This window comes from Olivibacter sp. XZL3 (assembly GCF_004368405.1).
Lineage (GTDB): Bacteria > Bacteroidota > Bacteroidia > Sphingobacteriales > Sphingobacteriaceae > Olivibacter.
Genome location: NZ_SBJH01000064.1, coordinates 116,461 through 136,622 on the forward strand (window position 1 = coordinate 116,461; position 20,162 = coordinate 136,622).

Sequence of the window (20,162 nt, forward strand, 5' to 3'; positions counted from 1 at the left end):
AATCATGTCGATAATAAATCAAGCACTTCGCAAGGCAACAATTTATAACCAATTTTGTACTAAATTCGGGCAAACTCCAACCATTCGTCAGGTCTTTACCAGATTTTGGTCAGATAAACCTGATCAAAATCTGGTAAGACCTGAAAAAAACCTGACGAGCGCACAAATAAGATATACAGTTAGTACGAAAAAATTTCCGTATTTAAACTGATGATGGAGATAGTTTATGATCTGTTTAACCCCACTTTTCCATAAGTGTTCGCGAATGCCAAGCATTTTCTATAGTTTTGTGCACCCATGACGAAGAAAAATATCATTATAGCGATTGATGGCTATTCCTCCTGCGGAAAAAGTACAGTCGCAAAAGCTTTAGCAAACAAACTTCATTACGTCTATGTAGACAGCGGCGCCATGTACAGGGCTGTGACGCTCTATTTTTTGCGGAACAACATTGATTTCAACAGTGAAAAGCAGATACGACAAGCACTTGAAAATATTCATATCGATTTCCACAAGGAACAGGGAGCAACACGGGTCCTTTTAAATGATGAGGATGTCTCGGATGAAATCAGACAAATGCCCGTTTCGGAAAATGTAAGCGCAGTGAGCGCCATCAAAGAAGTTAGATCAGCCATGGTAAAGCAGCAGCAAAAAATGGGTGCGCGAAAAAATGTGGTAATGGACGGCCGGGATATTGGAACAGCTGTTTTTCCTCATGCCCAAATTAAGATTTTTATGACTGCCGACCCAAAGATAAGAGCAGAACGCCGCTATCTGGAGCTAAAGAATAAAGGTGAAAACATCACCTTAGAAGAGGTTTTCGAAAACATTGCACATCGCGATTACCAAGACACCACACGCAAGGAAAGCCCCTTAGTAAGAGCTGACGACGCTATTATTTTAGACAATACAGATATGACCGAGGAAGAACAACTGCGCTTCGTATTGGAAAAAGTAGAGGAAGCCAACAGTTAGTTATAAGCTATACGTTCTATGTTGCAAGCAGCTAAACACTTGAGTCCTTTAGGTTGTCATAGGTATTAGTTTTATCATATCCGCAACGCAATAACTGACAACCGCAGCTAGCTAAGCGACCTGAAAATCACGATGTTTTGCTAATAAAACTCACATTTATTGCTTTATTTAAAAATAATTTTTGCACCTTTGCAGTCCTGATGAATTTCAGGAAAAAGGAGATAAATTAATTAATGGCAAAAAAACAAGAAGCAGAAAAAGAATTAAAAGCTAAACAAGCTGAAATCCAAGACGCTGACTTAAAAGCAGTTAAGGAAAAAGAAAACATTGAATCAGAAGCTGATTCAACGTTTATCGACGAAATCAAATCCAATACTTGGATCACTCCAGAAGGTGACTTCGATTGGGATCAAGATGAGAAAGGTTTCGGAAATTACAGCGTAGACGAGCGTGCGAAACTGGAAGAGCAGTACGCTGGTACTTTTAACTCCGTTAACAAAGGAGAAATTGTTGAAGGAAGCGTGGTTTCCATTAACAACAAAGACGTGGTACTTAACATCGGTTTTAAATCAGATGGCTTGGTATCTCTTTCTGAATTCCGCGATTTACCTGACCTTAAAGTAGGCGATAAGGTAGACGTGTTTGTTGAATCACGTGAAGACGAGAACGGACAGTTGGTTCTTTCCCGTAAACGTGCTAAAACACAGAAATCTTGGGAAGCAATCAACGAAGCTTTAGAAAACGATACAATCATCAACGGTTACGTAAAGAGCCGTACTAAAGGTGGTTTGATCGTAGATATCAAAGGTGTCGAAGCTTTCTTGCCTGGATCTCAAATTGATATTAAACCTATCCGCGATTACGATATCTACGTGGGTAAAACAATGGAATTCAAAGTTGTTAAAATCAACCACGAATTCAAAAACGTTGTTGTTTCGCACAAAGTGCTGATTGAGGACGATTTAGAAAACCAAAAATCAGAAATCGTTGCAAAACTGGAAAAAGGACAGGTATTGGAAGGTACTGTTAAAAATATCACAGATTTCGGTGTATTCATCGACTTAGGTGGTGTTGACGGTTTATTACATATCACCGATATTTCTTGGGGCCGCATCGAACATCCGAAAGAAGTATTGTCATTAGATGAAAAGATCAACGTTGTTGTTCTTGACTTTGATGATGAGAAAAAACGTATCGCATTAGGCTTGAAACAACTTACACCTCATCCTTGGGAATCTTTGGATCCAGCGTTAGCTGTAGGATCTAAAGTAAAGGGTAAAATTGTAACTGTTGCCGATTACGGTGCTTTCTTAGAAATCACACCAGGCGTTGAAGGCTTAATTCACGTTTCTGAAATGTCTTGGTCTCAAAATTTACGTAGCCCACAGGAATTCCTTAAAGTAGGCGATGAAGTAGAAGCTGAAGTACTTACTTTGGATCGTGAAGAGCGTAAAATGAGCTTGGGTATCAAACAATTGACTCCAGATCCTTGGAAAAACATTGCTGAGCGCTATCCTATAGGAAGTAAGCACAAGGCAGTTGTTAAGAACATGACCAACTTTGGTGTGTTTGTCGAAATTGAAGAGGGCATTGACGGTTTAATTCACATCTCTGATTTATCATGGTCTAAGAAAATTAACCATCCAAATGAATTTACGAAAGTAGGTGAAGAATTGGATGTAGTTGTACTAGAACTTGACGAAGACAACCGCAAACTAAGTTTAGGACATAAACAACTGGAAGAGAACCCTTGGGATACTTTTGAAACTATCTTCACACTAGATTCAATTCATGAAGGTACCGTACTGAAAGTAACTGACAAGGGTGATATCGTAGCACTTCCTTACGGAGTTGAAGGCTTCTGCCCTAGCAAGCATAGCATCAAAGAAGATGGCAAAGCTTTAAAAGCAGAAGAGTCAGCTCAATTTAAGATCATTGAATTCAATAAAGAAGCTAAACGTATTGTGATTTCACATTCTCGCATTTGGGAAGATGAAAGAGCAGAAGCGCGTATTGAGGACTTCAATAATCGCAAGAAAGAGGCTAAAGCGGCTTCCAATGCTGTTAAGAAGGTGAAAGATTCAGTTGAAAAATCCACCTTAGGAGATTTAGATGTATTAGCTCAATTGAAAGAGCAAATGGAAGACGAAGAAGGTTCAAAAAAATCTAAATAAAGCTTCCGCATATAAATTTTCAATGCCGCTCCTTTAAGGGGCGGCATTTTTTTTATATTCTTTTACCGATTAGCCAAACACTTTTGATTCTTTTAGTAAATTAGATAAAAATTATCAGCGCATACTTTATGATAAAAAGACAGATCAATTTAATTTTAATAGCCTTCCTTCTTTATCCCTTATTCTCTTTTAAAGACCTTAACTCCCAGCCGATCTATAAAGACCCCAAACGGCCCATAAACGAGCGGGTAAAGGATTTGCTTGATCGAATGACCATAGAAGAAAAAGTAGGACAACTTTCTACCCTCCTTGGTTGGGAGATGTATTCAAAAAGTGATAAAAGCATTACGGTAAGCAACAAGTTCAAAGAAGCCATAAAAAAGGAGCATATTGGTATGCTTTGGGCTACTTTACGGGCGGATCCATGGACAAAAAAGACACTGGAAACGGGGTTATCGCCGGAAGAAGCAGCGATGGCCACGAATGCTTTGCAACGTTATATGGCAGACAGCACACGTTTAGGAATTCCGCTTTTACTCTCCGAAGAATGCCCCCATGGTCACATGGCTATCGGCACCACCGTATTTCCTACTGCAATTGGACAGGCCAGCACCTGGAACCCGGCCCTGATACAGGAAATGGCACAAGCAATAGCGGCTGAAACCCGTGCGGTTGGCGGGCACGCCGGTTACGGTCCTATACTCGATCTAGCGAGAGAACCTCGGTGGTCGCGTTTAGAAGAAACCTACGGGGAGGATCCTGTTTTAAATGGAAAAATGGGTGAAGCCATGGTAAGTGGCTTTCAGGGAACTGATCTAAAGAGCGGAAAAAATATAATCTCCACGCTAAAGCATTTTACTTCTTACGGAGTACCGGAAGGCGGCCATAACGGAGGCAGTGTAAGCTTGGGACAAAGGGAGCTTCATCAATTTTATCTTCCCCCTTTCGAAAAGGCGGTAAAAGCCGGTGCGCTGTCCGTCATGACCGCTTACAATTCAATAGACGGCATTCCCTGTTCGGCAAATCCTTGGTTATTAAAAGATCTGCTTCGAGCAGAATGGGGTTTTAAAGGTTTCGTCGTATCGGACTTAGGTAGTATATCGGGTCTTGTAGGCAGTCACCACGTAGCATCCAGCGCATCGGAAGCGGCGGGTCAGGCTTTGAATGCGGGGCTCGATGCCGACCTTAGCGGTTACGGTTATGGTCCGGCCTTATTGGATGCCATAAAAGAAGGAAAAGTAAAACCGGAAGCCTTAGACACGGCAGTTAGTCGGGTTTTATATCAAAAATTCGCTTTGGGTCTATTTGAAAATCCTTACGTAGACATAAAACAAGTAAGGAAGACCGTACATACAGCCGCTCATATCGATTTAGCACGTAAAGTAGCACAGCAGTCTATTATTCTCCTTAAAAACAGCAACAACATTTTACCTTTAAGCAAATCAACAAAAAAGATTGCGCTCATTGGTCCGAATGCCAACAATATTTACAATCAATTAGGCGATTATACCGCACCCCAAACAGAAGAAAATATAGTCACTGTATTAGACGGCATACGGTCTAAACTAGGCGCCGACGCTAAAATAGATTATGTGAAAGGATGCGATATCAGAGATACCTCCGAATTCGACATCGACGCCGCAGTTAAAGCCGCTCAAACGGCAGACGTTGCCATTGTCGTTCTAGGAGGATCGAGTGCACGCGACTTCAAGACATCCTATCAGGAGACTGGCGCTGCCCAAGTAACTGCTGCAGAAGGCAAGATAAGCGATATGGAAAGCGGCGAAGGTTTTGATCGTGCAACATTGGATTTGTTGGGAAAACAGCTAGCACTATTAAAAGCGGTTAAAGCAGTTGGCAAGCCGGTTGTATTGGTTACTATTAAAGGGCGCCCACTAAATTTAAACTGGCCGCAACAGCACATTGATGCCATCGTAGACGCTTGGTATCCAGGGCAAGAAGGAGGACATGCTATCGCGGATGTGCTATTTGGCGATTATAACCCCGCGGGTCGTTTAAGCGTGTCCGTCCCTAAATCTGTTGGCCAATTGCCTGTCTATTATAACTATAAAAAGCCTACCAAACATGATTATGTTGAATTAGACGCTAAGCCGCTTTATCCATTCGGCTATGGACTAAGCTATACCACTTTTGCTTATACAGATATTAAACAACAACTAACGGAAACTGCCGACGATTTTAATCTACAGGTTTCTTTCAAACTGAAAAACACCGGTAAATACGATGGGGATGAGGTTGTCCAGCTCTATATTCGGGATGAAGTCTCTAGTGTGGTAACGCCTGTTATTCAGTTAAAAGATTTTCAACGCGTGCACCTCAAAGCTGGAGAAGAAAAAACGATCGATTTCACCCTCCATGCGGATGATTTAAAGCTAATAGATGCACAAATGAGATGGGTTACAGAAAAAGGTCGGTTTAAATTGATGATCGGGTCTTCGTCCGAACAGATACAGTTGACAGCAGATGTTAACTTGGAAAGGGATTACAACCTATAGCCGAGCCCATTCTACATGCCATAAAAGAGAGGAAGGCGGTTTCAAAAAGATCCCGCCTTCTTTTTTTAATCGTTTGAATCGGAGGATGGAATAAAGCGAACAGAGAGATCCGGATCTTTCATGCTTTTATCAAACGGAAACATCGGCCGTTGAATTCTTTTATAGTTTAATCTATACAAGTCCTGATCAACACCGCCAGGCGTTAAAGCCATAATCCAATCAGCCTGCATAGCATACAACTCGGGTTCTAAATAACCTATTTTAACCACTACGATATCAGCTTTCCGAGGTTCTAGCCCCAATCTGGTGAAATCCACTTCTTTGTGATAAGGCTTTCTTTTCTGTGTAACGATAACGTAAGCAGTCCCTGTCTTGATCACCACTTCGACTTCGGCATTTCGATCTCCTTGAACGATACTTTCCACCGTACCCTTTATTTTCAGCGGAGGAGCATAGCGAGCATCTACTGCGGCGCCGACTTCACCTTCCACTGTTGCGCCCTTTCCGGCCTCAATTGCTTTCTTGATAAGTGCCGGCCCCGGAATGGATGCATAGATTAATGTCGGCCCGTCTTCCCGCTTAAACTCGGGCCTAGCTAACAATTCCGTCAATGTCCAGGTTACATCTCCTGCCCCACCGGCTGTTGGATTGTCGCCCGTATCGCTGATAAAAAACGGGCGTTTCTTACTAGCAAAAGCCTTCGTCAGACATTCGTCTAACGAGCCGGTGGGCGCTACGAAATCAAACTGCGACCGGACCGCCCAAAAACTTTGCGCAAGGTATTCCGCAGCCTTGGCTACTTTTTCTTTATCATCTCCCGTAACCATGACTACGGCATGGTTACGGGGCTCATCTGCCCAAGCGTAACCGATCCAAATAGCCGCATCAATAATTCCCGTCTCCTTGGTTACCGGATCTACTTTGCTGTAAAGACTCTTTCCCGGTTCAATTCGGGTACTCGTTTGTTCGCCAGGTAATAAAACGGGAATAGGAATCCAAGCCTTATAAGCAGGTTTGCCTTTTCCGCTTTTTATACGATCCAGCAGGTTACGTACCGCCCGTTCTTTTGATTGCATTGCATCTTCGTGCGGGGCCATGCGGTAGCAGGTAATGAGGTCGGTATGCTTCGCCAGACGCTGCGAAACGTTTCCATGTAAATCCATACTCGTGGAGACGATGGTTTCCGGACCGATCACTTTGCGAATACGCTGAATAAGATCACCTTCGGGATCGTCTAATCCGACTACGCTCATGGCCCCATGGATATCAAAAAATAGTCCGTCATAAGGCTTATTCTTTTCCAACGAATCCAATGTCTTTTTTACCAAGGATTCGTAGGCTTCGCGGCTCACCGCGCCGCCGGGCAGCGACTTTCCCACTAAAGTCGGCACCCATACTGCTTCCGCACGCATGGACTCGCCCTGGGATAAAAAAGGATATCCATTAAAAACGTCTCCACCTAAGCGGGCATGAAACGCCTCCTCTTCCGTAATTGCCGGAGAAAAGGTACTGGATTCAATCCCCAAACCAGCAATGGCGATACGTGGCAAGTTTTGCGCGGCGCTAAAGGTTGTCATGGTTGCTAACAAGATAAAAATCAAATAGCTTGTTAAATGCGTCTTCTTGTATTTCATACTTTTCGTTTTAACGTTTTTTCTTTACCTACTAATAATCATTTTAATGAGGCTTAGTTCGTCAGTTAATTGGACGGCGAAACTACCCAGTGGTTCGTATAGAAGCCCGCGTCAACTATGTCTTCCGCACCGTTTTTCAACATCCCCAGCTTAAAGAACATATAATCCGGAAAACCACTTGCACCGGCGAAGTACTGATTTGCGGTCGCGGCTTGCATGCCTTTAATGCCAGTACCTGTAATCACACCTACCGTATGTAGATCGCTCCCCGGCTTCTTCCAAATGAAATATCCGCCGAGATCATTGCCTTTATATTGCTTATCCCCAAGCTGAACGTAAGCAGGTTCTACTTGTATGGGACAATCCGCCAATAAGATTTTCCAAGCTGAGTTCGTCTTCGCATTACCGATCAGAATGATATTTCGGTCAGTATAATCGGCGGGATTAAAATCCTTATCCGCGACAATATCAAAGGCACCGTTTCCGCGGTAGTACCAAGTTTCCGCATCATAGCGCGCCTTTTCCATAGCCCACTGTTTTTCTTCAGCAGAGCCGCCCGTGCCATAAACGTAGACCATCCGATAGTTGAATGCCTCCTTGAAGGTACCATTACGGTGTGGGCCCTTTTCCGCTTGGGCTGGTTGGTCTGTCAACTGCCAAGCTTTAGCCGTTTTTTGTAAATATACGTGGCTCTTGCCTTCTTGTTTCGTATAATTAAGTTCGTTTAAACTATCCAACGATATTCGGATAGGGCTGCCCGATGAGAAGCTGCTCACGTCCAATTGTAAAAGAAAAACATTTATGGTTTTGCCCTCTATAGTTCCATTGTTGATATCACGTGACAGCTGCACATTGGAATAAGCCAGTGGCTGCTCTTGCTGATAAATGCTGGCCCAATAATAAGAATCTGAAATACCGGGGTTAGCCGTCGTGAAATCGATTCGGTTTACGGCGGTATCGACCAGTCTTCTATGCCACTGAAAATAGTCGAAAAGCGGTTTCCAATCTACACTTTCGTTACTATACCAATGCGAACCGTTAGGGTACTCATAATAACTAAAATCAGGATGGAAGGTACTTAATACTCCTCTCATTTGCCTTGCATATTCTACCGGAACCGTCCGGTCTGCATCTCCATGTAAAATATAGATTCCTAAGGGCTTATAGTTAGTTGCGTAAGCAATCACATCACTTTGATTACTGGCTCGCAGCAAGGTACTTTCGTAGGCATTACGTCCCTTTTCAGGAATAAGCCCGTCCGCTGAGCCGTAGCCTTTCAGTGTTGGATATCCGGCACATGGTGCGATAGCCGCCCACTTATCGGGATAGGTAGCGCCCAAAAACCAAGTCCCGTGTCCGCCCATGGAATGTCCCGTCAGATAAACACGTTGTGAATCTGGCTGCAGAGACCGTTTAGCTATAGACAACACTTCCAGCGCATCGAGGCGTCCCCAATCTTCCCAATTAAATCCTCTCGGACGACGATTAGTAGGTGCAACCAATGTCCCCCAGTCTTTCGCTTGGTAGGCCTGCGCCTGGCCGATCGCTTCCACACCCGCGCCATGTACCGAGAAAAACAATGCATCCCCTGCTTTTTCGCCTCCCTTTGCCGGATTAACCGCAAAATATTGCACGCTACCGTCTATTTCGCTGACAAAAGTAACACGGTACGGACTGTTTGCACTGACACATTGCAGCCCGATCTGCTGTTGGTCAATCGTCTTTTGTCCAGCTTTTAAAATAATTTGACTTGACACTTCACCGATTTCCTTCACGCTCGAAGCATCGACCGGTACGGCCACTTTGCGCGTGCTGTAAGGTCGTATGGCCGGCACAGAGACAAATCGCTCCAAGCCCTTTGTCACGCTGCCTATGTTTAGGTCACGAACCGTTTTTGATGAGTGATTGGTGACGACCAAGCCCAACCATAAACTACTATTATCTTTTCCCTGTACAATATCAGGCACGGTAAGATCTGCGGTATGTAAATAAATCGGCTTAGTAGGGAAACGCAACTCGGCAGCCACGAACAAACCCCTAACATAGAATTCATTCAGACCTTTCTCCAATTTTACCGGGATATCCATCCAGCCCATCCGATAGGGGTCGCCGGTATGTAGGGAGCCATTTACCAATACGGCGCTATTTCCGCGAACATGCAATATCGCATCCTTCACTTCGTTTGCTTCGTATTGAAAATAAAGGTAACTAGGACCCCGTGGACGGCGTGGCTGAGAGTTTGGACTGCTCGTTTGCCGATCAATTCGGCCCGGTCCGGGAGGATGGTTCGGACTTCCCAAATTTCCACCAACGGCACGTTGTGGACGAAAGAACCCAGAGGTGTCGGCGGTGACAGGCAACCAAGTATGCTGGTTATCATTCACCGTCTTTCCGTCCAACGTGTGTCCTGCTTTAGGTTTCGTTAAAGAACCTTGATAGTAATTCCAAAGTAATTCGTCCGTATAGATTGCTTCGCGACCGTAGTTAGCCGGTACTTGGATGTAAAGTCCTTCTGTGAAAGGAATTGTTGTTTGAGCGTTAGCTTTTATAAAAGCAATAACGCATAATACAAAGCTTAAGAAATAAGGGTTATTTAATAGCCATTTTGTATGTCGCGGCGGTTGTAATACGTCCATTATAGTATAAAGTTATTGTTTTTTCGGGCAAATGCGATTTAAAGATTACAATTCGACATTTGATAAGTTTGATTTCGTGCAGCACATAAAATCCTCAACGTTGAAGAGATCTTGTAAAAAGAAGAAAAAGAAAATAAATAAAAAGGGGTGGTCAACGAAGCCCACCCCTCAAACATTTATTGACCAATCTTTTCTATGCTTATTTATCGCTAGTTTACGTCCCAGAATATTTTGGTGTTGACGTTATCTTGGGCTTGTACAGCTTGATAATTATTGGCATTATAAGTAGGTTCTGATGGAGGCAGATTCCATTTGACAGGAACTGTTTTTTGCATATCGGAATTCTGTATGCGGAATTCGAATTGGGGAAAATCTAACCTTCTTACTTCAGCCCAATTCTCCACCGGCTGCATCATATTAAAATGCAGCCATTTTTGATATGCTATCAACTCTATTTTATTTGTACTTCCGTCCCAATCAATGTTATCAATGTAGGTAGTTATTTGCGTAGCGGTCGGCGCTGTAGCCGCAGGAACAAGAACGTCATTACTTACAGCTCTGATCGCTTGAAAAAGGGAAATCGACTCCTTAATTCCGTTTTCGAAATACATTTTTGCAGAAGCGCTGTTTCCTGCTTTAAAGAAATACTCTGCTAGAAGGAAGTTCACTTCCGATGCTGAAATCAGTATACCTGGGAAGTAATCATTCCTTGAAAATGTAGACCTGTTATAAATGGCAATCGTTCCTCCGCCACTGTTTGCGGGACCTGAAATTAAGTTCGATTGAACAGATCCTGTTAACGACTGGTCGAGCCCTATATAGTTTCCATCCGCCTGTGCTCCAGGCTCGAAAATAAAAGGTAGCCGCGGATCGGCATTATTAAGCATATGATCAATCATTACCTTTCCTGCGATATTGCCATTCCAACTTTCTAAAGCGTCCTGAAAGCCAGTTGCATTGATTCCAGTTGATGCGTCAAAAACATCAAGCTGTGCATTCTCCGAATTCGTTAAAATTAGCGATGAAGGATCATTTGCAATCTCAGCTAATTCCGTCTGCGATCTCGCACTAAACTCCGAAGAACCTGACACTCGCGTCAACATCCGCAAACGCAAAGAATTACAGTATTTTTTCCATAACTCTAAATTTCCGTTGTTAATAATATCTTGGGATGAAAAGTTTGATGTGCTGGGAACGGAAAGACCCTCCAGTTCTTCCTTAATGGTTGCCAAGTCGTCTAGCATGACTGTATAAATATCGGCAGCTTTATCATATGTCGCATAAGAGACTGTGTAATCGCCTCCATTGGAACTGAGCTTGCCGGCTTGACTCCAAGGAATGTCACCGTGTAAATCGACGGCTTGTTGCGTTTGATCATAGAACAAAATCTTTGCTGCTAAGTAGAAGATCCTCGTCTCTTGCTGTATTAAAGGGTCCGAATTGTTATAGGTCGTCTCCAACTCTCTAAATTGCGCGAGACCTTCATAATACCTTGACCAACGATCGTCAATAGCTGCCGCCCCAGGAGTTAGTTGATTCGCCTCATTTGCCCAGCCATTAATCTGGATATAACGGGCTATAGTGGGCAGAACAGTCACAAAATAATTACGATAATCTGGAACGATTAGCTGTCTATATCCATAGATCATTCCAGAGAACTGTTTATCTACGGTAGTTTCTGTCACCTTCGATGGGTCTCGATAAAATTCATCAAATGAACTCTTCTTACAAGAGGTAGTATATATTAATGAAGCAACACATAGCCCCATCCCTAAAAAATATTTTTTCATAACTTTTTATTTTTAAAAGCTCGCACGTAACATTAAACCATAAGTTCTGGTAGCTGGGCTCGTTCCAGCATTACTCACTTGATCCATCCAAAAAGAGCCTCCTGTCATTTGTTCAGGATCTAGGTCTTTAATAGACCGATAGATGAAAAACAAATTCCTTCCGAATACAGAAAGTTGCAGATTCTTAGCTTTTAATTTGGAAGCAATGGAAGCTGGGAGTCTGTAACCAAGAGACAATTCACGCATTTTGATGTAATTGTTTTTCTTCACATATAATTCATATCGAGAATACGAATACTGTGGTCCACCCCAATTATAAGTATTCGCGTAGTAAGTCACTTGTGAGATTACATTATCATTTGGTGTGCCATCAGCAAGAACTCCTTCCATCAGCATCCCGTCATGATAAATTTTCTGTCCGTTAGGACCTACCGATCCATCATACGCAACACCTCTTTCTCCATCTATATAATAACTCAAACCGCCGTGTTCAGCGTCCATATAATTTAAACTTTCTTCAAGCAGCCCTCTACTGATCATCCAGTTAATACCTGTAGGCATAACATTCCCTCCCCATCTAAAGTCAATTAGTGCATCTAAAGTGAAGTTTTTATATGTAAACGTGTTAGTCAAGCCACCCACTACTTTTGGCATCGCATTACCAGCTTTGATCCAAGAATTTCCATCTACTTGGTAAAGCCCGTTATCCAGAACGATTTTATTTCCGTTATCGTCAGTCGCTATTGGATGAACCATAATGTCGCCTATAGGTTGTCCAACTCTTGCTACCAGCTGAGCCGCTTGTCCGTCATAATCTCGAAGTAACAATTCGTCGGCACCGCCAGGTAATGCTTCTACACGATTTTTGTTCATCGAGAAGTTCAATACTGTATTCCAACGGAAATTAGTTGCTTGTACTGGTGTACCGGTTATAGCAAATTCCCAGCCCGAATTACGTAGCGTACCTACATTAGCCAGAATGGAAGAAGCCCCCGAACTTATAGGTAGGGTATAGTTTAAGATCTGATCGCGAACTTGGCCATTGTAGTACGTAATATCAAATCCTAGCCTGCTGTTAAGTAAACGGGCTTCCAATCCAAATTCAAATTCATATTTGGTTTCTGGTTTTATCCCTTCATTACCGAATGCTGAGGTTGGAATCAATGTGTATGTGACAGGACGTGCACCTTCAGCTTGAAGCCCTAAACTTGTTTGTGTTAAGCTGAGAGCACTCTGATAGATATCAGGATAATTACCTACGATACCCCATGATCCCCTCAGTTTGGCGTAGTCAACAACTTCCGGCAAGTTAAATGCTTCATTCAGAATTAGACTTGAATTCACCGAAGGGTAGTACAACACGTTATTGTCTGGGTGCATGGTAGAAATACGTTCCCTGCGCAATGTCCCTTCTACGAACCAGTAGTCCTTCAGATTGAAGTTTAAGGTTCCAAATAAGGCATCGCGTAACATATTTCTTCTGTAATTATAGCGATCGTCCCATCGAGCCAAATTTACCGAAGCATTCAAATCAAACCAGTCTCTTACACTTAAGCCCCCATCTGTTCTTCTTTGCACATAGGTATCTTCCGTTTTAGATGCTGTATATCCCACCATACCGCCTAACTTAACATTCGTCGTTATCTGTTTACTATAATTGGCTAAAAGATCCGTATAATATACATTTGCATTTTGATTGCCTAATGAATACGCACCAGTATTAGGATCTATCGAAATTGGTCTTTCAGTAGGATTTTTATCTTCTCGTTTCATCGCTGTCATATCTGCAGAAATCCGCGCTCTGAAGGACAAATCAGGCGTTACTTGCCATGTGTTTGTAAAAGACCCTATCAACCTATTGGAATACTCGTCCGATTGATTAGCCAAGGTGTTCCACATATAATCTAATACATCGGTTTTATAGCCATTGTAAGTAAGATTTTCTTCAGGTGTTAGACTTTGGTTAGTGCCCGTGACATATTTATAACCCTGACTAGTTTTATATCTGTTGATATACCATTCTGGATTATCAAAAGTGGAAATCATACCAGTGAAATTGTTAATCAAACGATCCGTCAAAAAGGGACGATTATGTGTGTGCTGATTCACATAATTAACAACAACATCGGTTGTAAGCTTATCCCAAAGCTTGAATGAAGTGTTAAGACTGGCTACGTTCTTTTTGTTATAGGATTCCAATGAAGTCATCTGGTTATCCTGCCGAGTTAACGAAAATCGAGTGTTAGAATTTTTCCCCGTATGCCCTAAAGCAAGGTTTAAGATCGTATTGTTCGGATTATTAAAAAATTTACCGTAGGCGTTTTGGTCACTATAGGGTCTTATTTCCCCATCCCAAGAACGGATAGGCTGGCCGTCAAACTTAGGCCCAAAGTTCAAACCTGTATTGGCAACGCCCCGCACACCGTCATCATAGTAAAAAAACATGTCTTCCGCTTGACCTATATCTGCATAAGACACATCATACCCAGGCCCCCTGACGTGTTGGAATCTTGGTAAATAGGCGATTCTGTCTGCGGTGTATGTCGCGTTAAAATCTGCTGTAAAACCCTCGACACCTTTTCCTGATTTTGTAGTGACAAGCACCACACCATTCATCGCCTCTGATCCATATAATGCGGCAGCGGAAGCACCTTTTAAGATTGTTATCGATTCGATATCCTCTGGGTTTAGATCTTCTAAGCCATTTCCTCTCGCACGCTGATCACCCCAATAGTCGGAGTTATTGAAAGCGGTTTGGCGCATAGGAACTCCATTAATGATTACTAAGGGCTGTGAACTTTTTGTAATGGAGTTAATACCCCGGATATTAATATTAATACCCGACGTCGCCCCTCCCGGAGCCGCAGAAATCCGTACGCCCGGAGCCTTTCCATATAGTGCACCTGCAAAATTAGGGGATCCCGTTTTAGTTAATTCTTGGGCTCCCACAGTGCTCGTTGCGTACCCCAACGATTTGGCTTCCTTCTTGATACCTAAAGAAGTTACTACCACCTCGTCCAAGGCATTCTCATCATTCTGCATGGATACGGTTAAACTACTTTGATTGGTTATTGCCATCTCTTGCGTAATATAACCGATCATCGAAAAGGTAAGGGTTTCCCCGGTAGATGCCTGAATACTAAAATTTCCTCTTGTGTCTGTTGACGCGGCCCTGGTAGTTCCTTTTACGCGCACAGTGACCCCAGGTAAAGGCCCCTGGTTGTCTGAAACAGTTCCTGACACTGTTCCCTGTGCATAGCTGCTGATTGTTATCATACAAAACAGCAAAGCAGCTAATGCTCTTGAATAGATTTCTCTCATGATTTGTTGGTTTGTTAAAATTCGACTTAGTTGATTGATTTTTAATAAATTCGTGATTTAGATTTGGTTTCGACTTTATACCATAGGCAGCAATTTAAATTAACACTTCATTAAAAAATTTATCTGTTCGTTCCATTACCAAAGTGGCGGCTCCTAACAACTCGGCCTCTTTATTCAACGGTGATGGCAAAATGGTGCATTGCTCTGCTAACATGGGAATGCTGAACTCGTTTACCGCCTGTTGTATAGGGGCCATCAGAATTCTTGAGGCAATTGCCCCCCTCCCACTCACGACTACTCCTTGCGGATTCATAATATGAATCAAGGTTGCAATCCCTTTCCCAATTAAAAAACCGGCTTTGGAAAGAAGATTAACAGCCAACTGGTCGCCTGCGTTGGCGGCATTTAACACGATATCTAAATTGGAAGCACCGTTACTGGAAAACATCCCCTCCATTTTCGACGCATATCCATTTTTCATTTCCTTCTGCGCCCTTTTGGTCAGCACCAAAAGTGATGCATCCACTTCCAAACAACCTCTTTTTCCACAAACACAAAGATTATTACTATCTGCCAGCGGAATATGACTAAACTCACCTGCAAAACCGCTATGTCCGCGGAAAAGCTTTCCATTTACGATCATCCCTAATCCGATCCCCCAACCCACATTCACTACCATAACGTCTTGCATGCCGCGCGCAGCACCGAAGTTCAGCTCGGCCAGCGCGATAGCACTGGAATCGTTATCTATAAAGACTTCACAGCCCACTTCTTTCGCTATGTAATCTGCTAAACTCCTTTCTCCCAAACCGAAATGTGTATTGTTGATACCCTTTTCAGCGTTTACAAAACCGGGCATCGCTATGCCAATGCCCAACATGTCGGATATCGACAATGGAAGTTCTTTTATATAACCTTTGATAAAATTCACTAAATCACTTAGCGATTCTTCAGCCTTTTCTAAGTTGATCGCTTTTTCTTTGGGTTCATCAACTTGCTCGTTATGCAGATTAAATGCAGCTATTCTGGTGACAAGCTGATCTACCGATACTGCTATGATATACCTGCCCGATTCCTTATTAAGCTGATATTCATGGGCCCTTCTCCCACCCGTAGACTGTGCATACTGATTATTGATGATCAATCCCTGTTCTTTAAGCGAATGAATATGTGTGGTAATGAGCGGCAAGCTCTTACCGGTGAGCTTACTGAGTTCGTTGATAGCCATCGGTCCTCGGTAATAGAGATACCTTAAAATATCGAACTTTAACGCATGTTGCTTTTTAGGCCTTTCTTCCACGACAATTTAGATTGATAAAGCAAACATAGGTAAGTAAATATCAAAAAGCAATAGACTTATTAATTTTTTTGTTAAAGTATTTTACACTTTTTTTACGTATCTATAAAAAACGGCCTTTATTGTAACAAAAGCGAAGATATTTTTAAAAGCTTTTTATTTCCTATCTTTGCGGCAACTATAACAAAAAAGAAAAAGCACTTATCAAATGGCACTTCAATGTGGTATTGTTGGTTTACCCAACGTAGGAAAATCTACTTTATTTAATTGTTTATCCAACGCCAAGGCACAGGCAGCTAACTTTCCGTTCTGCACCATCGAGCCAAACGTGGGCGTAATCTCTGTGCCGGATGAACGTTTAAATAAGTTGGCCGAGTTGGTTAAACCGCAACGTATAGTACCCAACACAATCGAAATCGTCGATATCGCGGGCTTAGTAAAGGGAGCGAGTAAAGGAGAAGGGTTAGGCAATCAATTTTTAGGTAATATCCGAACAACGAATGCAATTATCCATGTTCTTCGCTGTTTTGATAATGGCAACGTCATTCATGTGGACGGATCTGTTGATCCGATTCGCGACAAGGAGATCATCGATACGGAATTGCAGCTAAAGGATTTGGAAACCGTATTGAAACGGATCCAAAAGGTTGAAAAAATGGCCAAAACAGGCGGTGATAAAGAGGCGAAGAAAACCTTTGACATTTTGTCTATCGTAAAAACTCACCTCGAATCAGGCAAATCAGCCCGAACCGCCTCTATTTCAGAGGAAGACTTCGAGTATATCAGCGATCTAAGCCTTTTGACAGTAAAGCCAGTATTATATGTGTGTAATGTGGATGAAGCATCGGTAGTTAATGGCAATGCGTACGTAGATCGTGTAAAGGAAGCCGTGAAAGATGAAAAAGCAGAGGTTTTGGTGATATCCGCACAAATCGAATCTGAAATCAGCCAACTTGAAAGTTACGAAGAAAGACAACTATTTTTGGAAGATTTGGGACTGACTGAATCGGGTGTCCACAAACTTATCCGTGCTGCCTATAAATTACTCAATCTCGCTACTTATTTTACAGCCGGTGTTCAGGAGGTTCGCGCTTGGACAATCAATAAAGGCTTTACCGCCCCTCAAGCGGCTGGCGTCATCCATACTGATTTTGAAAAAGGCTTTATCCGTGCCGAGGTGATCAAGTACGATGATTTTGTCACGTACGGATCGGAAAATGCCTGTAAAGAAGCCGGAAAACTTAGTGTCGAGGGCAAAACATATATCGTTGAAGACGGAGATATCATGCACTTCAGGTTTAATGTATAGATTAAAGGATTTAGAATATTTCGCAAACAAAAAGCATAATATTAAAGGATTAACAGTCAATCGACTATTTTAATATTTACAATAGAAGTGGTTTTGTGATTGCATATCAGAACAATTTTATCTATGTTTGCGCAATATTTTTCACCCGTAGTTCAATGGATAGAATGTCAGATTCCGGTTCTGATGATGGGGGTTCGAATCCCTTCGGGTGAACAAAAAAAAAGTCTTTCGTTTGAAAGGCTTTTTTTATTTACGAAGGATTCCAACGAAGGATAGGCTGGGGTTTGAACACTTTCTTGGCAGCAGTGAGTGCGGGGAAGCTCGAAGGTCAACAATCCTTTCGAGCGTAAAAAATTGTCGTTTGAAAGCTATGTGACTAAAACAGCGTATTAGGTCTTATCACTTTCTTCCCGGACGTAAAAGATATAATCCGTATTAGGCAAAGTAAGTCCAATCGCTTTTAATTGTTGCCCGATCTGAGCCCGGTGATGCGTGCCGTGGTTAATTAAATGGGTAAGAACGTCTTCTAAACTATTAGTAAAAGATAGGCCTTTAGAATTTTGATACGTAACAGGCTTCATGAAATCCGACTCTTCCACAGAACTCAAAAACAACATCCAGGCTTCGTAATTCATTAAAACTGTATTGTGAAGGTCTGGCAATCGCCACCTTGGCCATAGAGAGCCGCCAACCGTAGGCTCTCCTTTACACCTTTTCAACCAGATCTGCTGGGCTACGAGTAGGTGCGACATTAAACCAATCGACTCATCAAATCTTTCTTCTGGTTTTAAAAGTTCAATGAGCTTTAAATTGCTGAATTTATCGTAGCCTAAAAGGCCGACAAAATGCTTCGTCATCTCAGTCATATACTGCTGTTCTAATATAAACTAAATTAACAACTTCAAGTCAGTCTGCCAATTATCTTGATAAGTTCGGTTATTGCAAGTTTATATTGCTGTTATACAAAATGATTTCCGCCTTTCTTTGTTTCTATCGCAAAGAAGGGCTAACTTTATGGGATAAAGCACATTTCAGGACATGATCGTAAGCACCGGTACATCTTGTTTTAAACCGATTCAACCGGATAGGTTATTTAAAGGAAAGGAAATTTCGTATCAAGAGCATACGCCATCTACGAATTTGAGAGCACATATACATTGTTATTGGGAATTGAAAAGTCTCCAAAGGCTCTTGGAACCGTTTGTCTATTATGTCGTGTCGGATGGCTGCATCGACATTTTTTTTGATGTAAACAACCCTTGCGCTATTGATATTATGGGGCTTTCCAACTCTTATCATACCTTTACCCTTCCTCACCATTTTCACTATATGGGCATTCGCTTTTTACCCGGGACCTTTGCTTCTCTATTCAAACTCGATGTGAGCGAACTGACGGGCGCCTGTTTACCATTAAACGAAGTAAACCGGAAACTGTATCAACAGCTAAACGAAACAATCTTGCGGAGCTCATATGTTTCCGGTACAAGATTTAACCGACTTATACATCCGTTTGTTATGGCACTTGATGCCCTTTTTACGCGAATCATAACAGACCATCCGCCTCAAACCGACTTCCGATTTAGCCTCGCCCTCGACCAAATGTTGTCTGACAAAGGTTCCACCGCTATTGAGCAATTACAGGTGCCCGTCAGTCCCCGGCATTTACGTCGATTATTCAAGTTTTACGTGGGTGAATCGCCTAAAGCTTTCAGTAAAATAGTGCGTTTCCAAAATTTATTAAACCTCCAACCGACCAAGGAAACGCTAAAACGAGAGAAGTTTTTTTATGACCTCGGCTATTACGATCAGGCTCATTTTATCAAAGAATTCAAAACCATATACGGACTCACCCCAAATATAGCATTCAAATAATCTGTCCGTTTTTTACAATTGCGAAACGCGCCTGAATCCGACCTTTGCTATATGAAATCCATTATGTTACTCATCCTGATAAGCCTAAATGGTTTATGTAGTGTGAATAGTCAAACAATACAAACTAAAGAAAAAGCAATGAAACTAAACGCAGGTATTATTACGGACAAACTCGAGGAAAGTAAAGAGTTCTACATGCAAACACTGCATTTTGGAGTCACTTTTGAAAATGACTTTTATCTTTTGCTGCATACACCAAATCGTTCTGCAGAACTTAGTTTTTTGAAGCCTCATCATAGTAGTCAACAGCCACTATTTCAGGATCCTTTTAATGGCAAGGGTGTTTATCTCACAATAGAGGTAGACGACGTTGAGGAGATGTATCAACAATTAAAAAGTGAGGGCGTCGATATTAAAATTGAATTACGCGAAGAACCTTGGGGAGATAAGCATTTCGCTATCCAAGACCCGAATGGTATAGGAATCGATGTGGTCCAATATACTAAACCGGATAATTAGTCTGCACACAAACGCTTTGTTCTTCGGATCATTACCGTATATCGCTTTTTTTGCATCCGTTCCAGAGTAAGTTTAGATTGACACATTAATTTTATATTTTAGATGCGCATAAACAAACT

Annotated in this window: 12 protein-coding genes and 1 tRNA gene; 7 read left to right on the top strand and 6 right to left on the bottom strand. The window is 42.2% G+C overall.

What is annotated here, in order from left to right; all coding sequences use genetic code 11:
• Positions 1–297 precede the first annotated feature (297 nt).
• The 3 genes from cmk (at position 298) to EPX21_RS14285 (ending at position 5,665) form a co-directional block, all read left to right on the top strand.
• The gene (gene cmk, locus EPX21_RS14275; RefSeq protein WP_134090361.1) at positions 298–975 is read left to right on the top strand and encodes a (d)CMP kinase; all 678 of its coding nucleotides are present in this window, start codon (positions 298–300) and stop codon (positions 973–975) included.
• Between the two features lie 233 nt (positions 976–1,208).
• Positions 1,209–3,149, top strand: a complete 1,941-nt coding sequence (gene rpsA / locus EPX21_RS14280) for a 30S ribosomal protein S1 (RefSeq protein ID WP_134090362.1) — start codon at positions 1,209–1,211, stop codon at positions 3,147–3,149.
• A gap of 128 nt (positions 3,150–3,277) precedes the next feature.
• Positions 3,278–5,665 carry a glycoside hydrolase family 3 N-terminal domain-containing protein gene (locus tag EPX21_RS14285; protein WP_206106079.1) on the top strand — a complete coding sequence of 796 codons (2,388 nt, stop codon included), beginning with the start codon at positions 3,278–3,280 and terminating at the stop codon, positions 5,663–5,665.
• Positions 5,666–5,730: 65 nt separating this feature from the next.
• Here the strand turns inward: EPX21_RS14285 and EPX21_RS14290 are convergent, their stop codons facing one another.
• The 5 genes from EPX21_RS14290 to EPX21_RS14310 all read right to left on the bottom strand — a co-directional run bounded on the left by EPX21_RS14290 (position 5,731) and on the right by EPX21_RS14310 (position 16,346).
• A complete protein-coding gene (locus EPX21_RS14290) occupies positions 5,731–7,299 on the bottom strand; it encodes a M81 family metallopeptidase (RefSeq protein WP_134090363.1) in 1,569 nt (522 codons plus the stop codon).
• A 65-nt stretch (positions 7,300–7,364) separates the two neighbouring features.
• A complete protein-coding gene (locus EPX21_RS14295) occupies positions 7,365–9,935 on the bottom strand; it encodes a prolyl oligopeptidase family serine peptidase (RefSeq protein WP_134090364.1) in 2,571 nt (856 codons plus the stop codon).
• Between the two features lie 209 nt (positions 9,936–10,144).
• Complete coding sequence (locus EPX21_RS14300) at positions 10,145–11,725, bottom strand: SusD/RagB family nutrient-binding outer membrane lipoprotein (protein ID WP_134090365.1); 1,581 nt, start codon at positions 11,723–11,725, stop codon at positions 10,145–10,147.
• 12 nt (positions 11,726–11,737) lie between these two features.
• A complete protein-coding gene (locus EPX21_RS14305; protein ID WP_134090366.1) occupies positions 11,738–15,046 on the bottom strand; it encodes a SusC/RagA family TonB-linked outer membrane protein in 3,309 nt (1,102 codons plus the stop codon).
• Between the two features lie 94 nt (positions 15,047–15,140).
• Positions 15,141–16,346 (bottom strand): ROK family transcriptional regulator, encoded by a 1,206-nt coding sequence (locus EPX21_RS14310; protein ID WP_134090367.1) that lies wholly within the window; start codon positions 16,344–16,346, stop codon positions 15,141–15,143.
• 205 nt (positions 16,347–16,551) lie between these two features.
• Between EPX21_RS14310 and ychF the strand changes: the two genes are divergently transcribed.
• Both ychF and EPX21_RS14320 read left to right on the top strand, forming a co-directional pair.
• Entirely contained in the window at positions 16,552–17,652 is a 1,101-nt protein-coding gene (gene ychF, locus EPX21_RS14315; protein WP_134090368.1) for a redox-regulated ATPase YchF, read from the top strand.
• A 141-nt stretch (positions 17,653–17,793) separates the two neighbouring features.
• Positions 17,794–17,865 (top strand) — tRNA-Arg (locus EPX21_RS14320).
• Between the two features lie 176 nt (positions 17,866–18,041).
• Here the strand turns inward: EPX21_RS14320 and EPX21_RS14325 are convergent.
• Positions 18,042–18,518 (bottom strand): DinB family protein, encoded by a 477-nt coding sequence (locus tag EPX21_RS14325; RefSeq protein ID WP_134090369.1) that lies wholly within the window; start codon positions 18,516–18,518, stop codon positions 18,042–18,044.
• 172 nt (positions 18,519–18,690) lie between these two features.
• On the opposite strand from EPX21_RS14325, the gene EPX21_RS14330 reads away from it, so the two are divergent.
• Complete coding sequence (locus EPX21_RS14330) at positions 18,691–19,524, top strand: helix-turn-helix domain-containing protein (RefSeq protein ID WP_134090370.1); 834 nt, start codon at positions 18,691–18,693, stop codon at positions 19,522–19,524.
• Between the two features lie 138 nt (positions 19,525–19,662).
• The gene (locus EPX21_RS14335) at positions 19,663–20,043 is read left to right on the top strand and encodes a VOC family protein (protein ID WP_134090371.1); all 381 of its coding nucleotides are present in this window, start codon (positions 19,663–19,665) and stop codon (positions 20,041–20,043) included.
• The last annotated feature ends 119 nt before the right edge of the window (positions 20,044–20,162 follow it).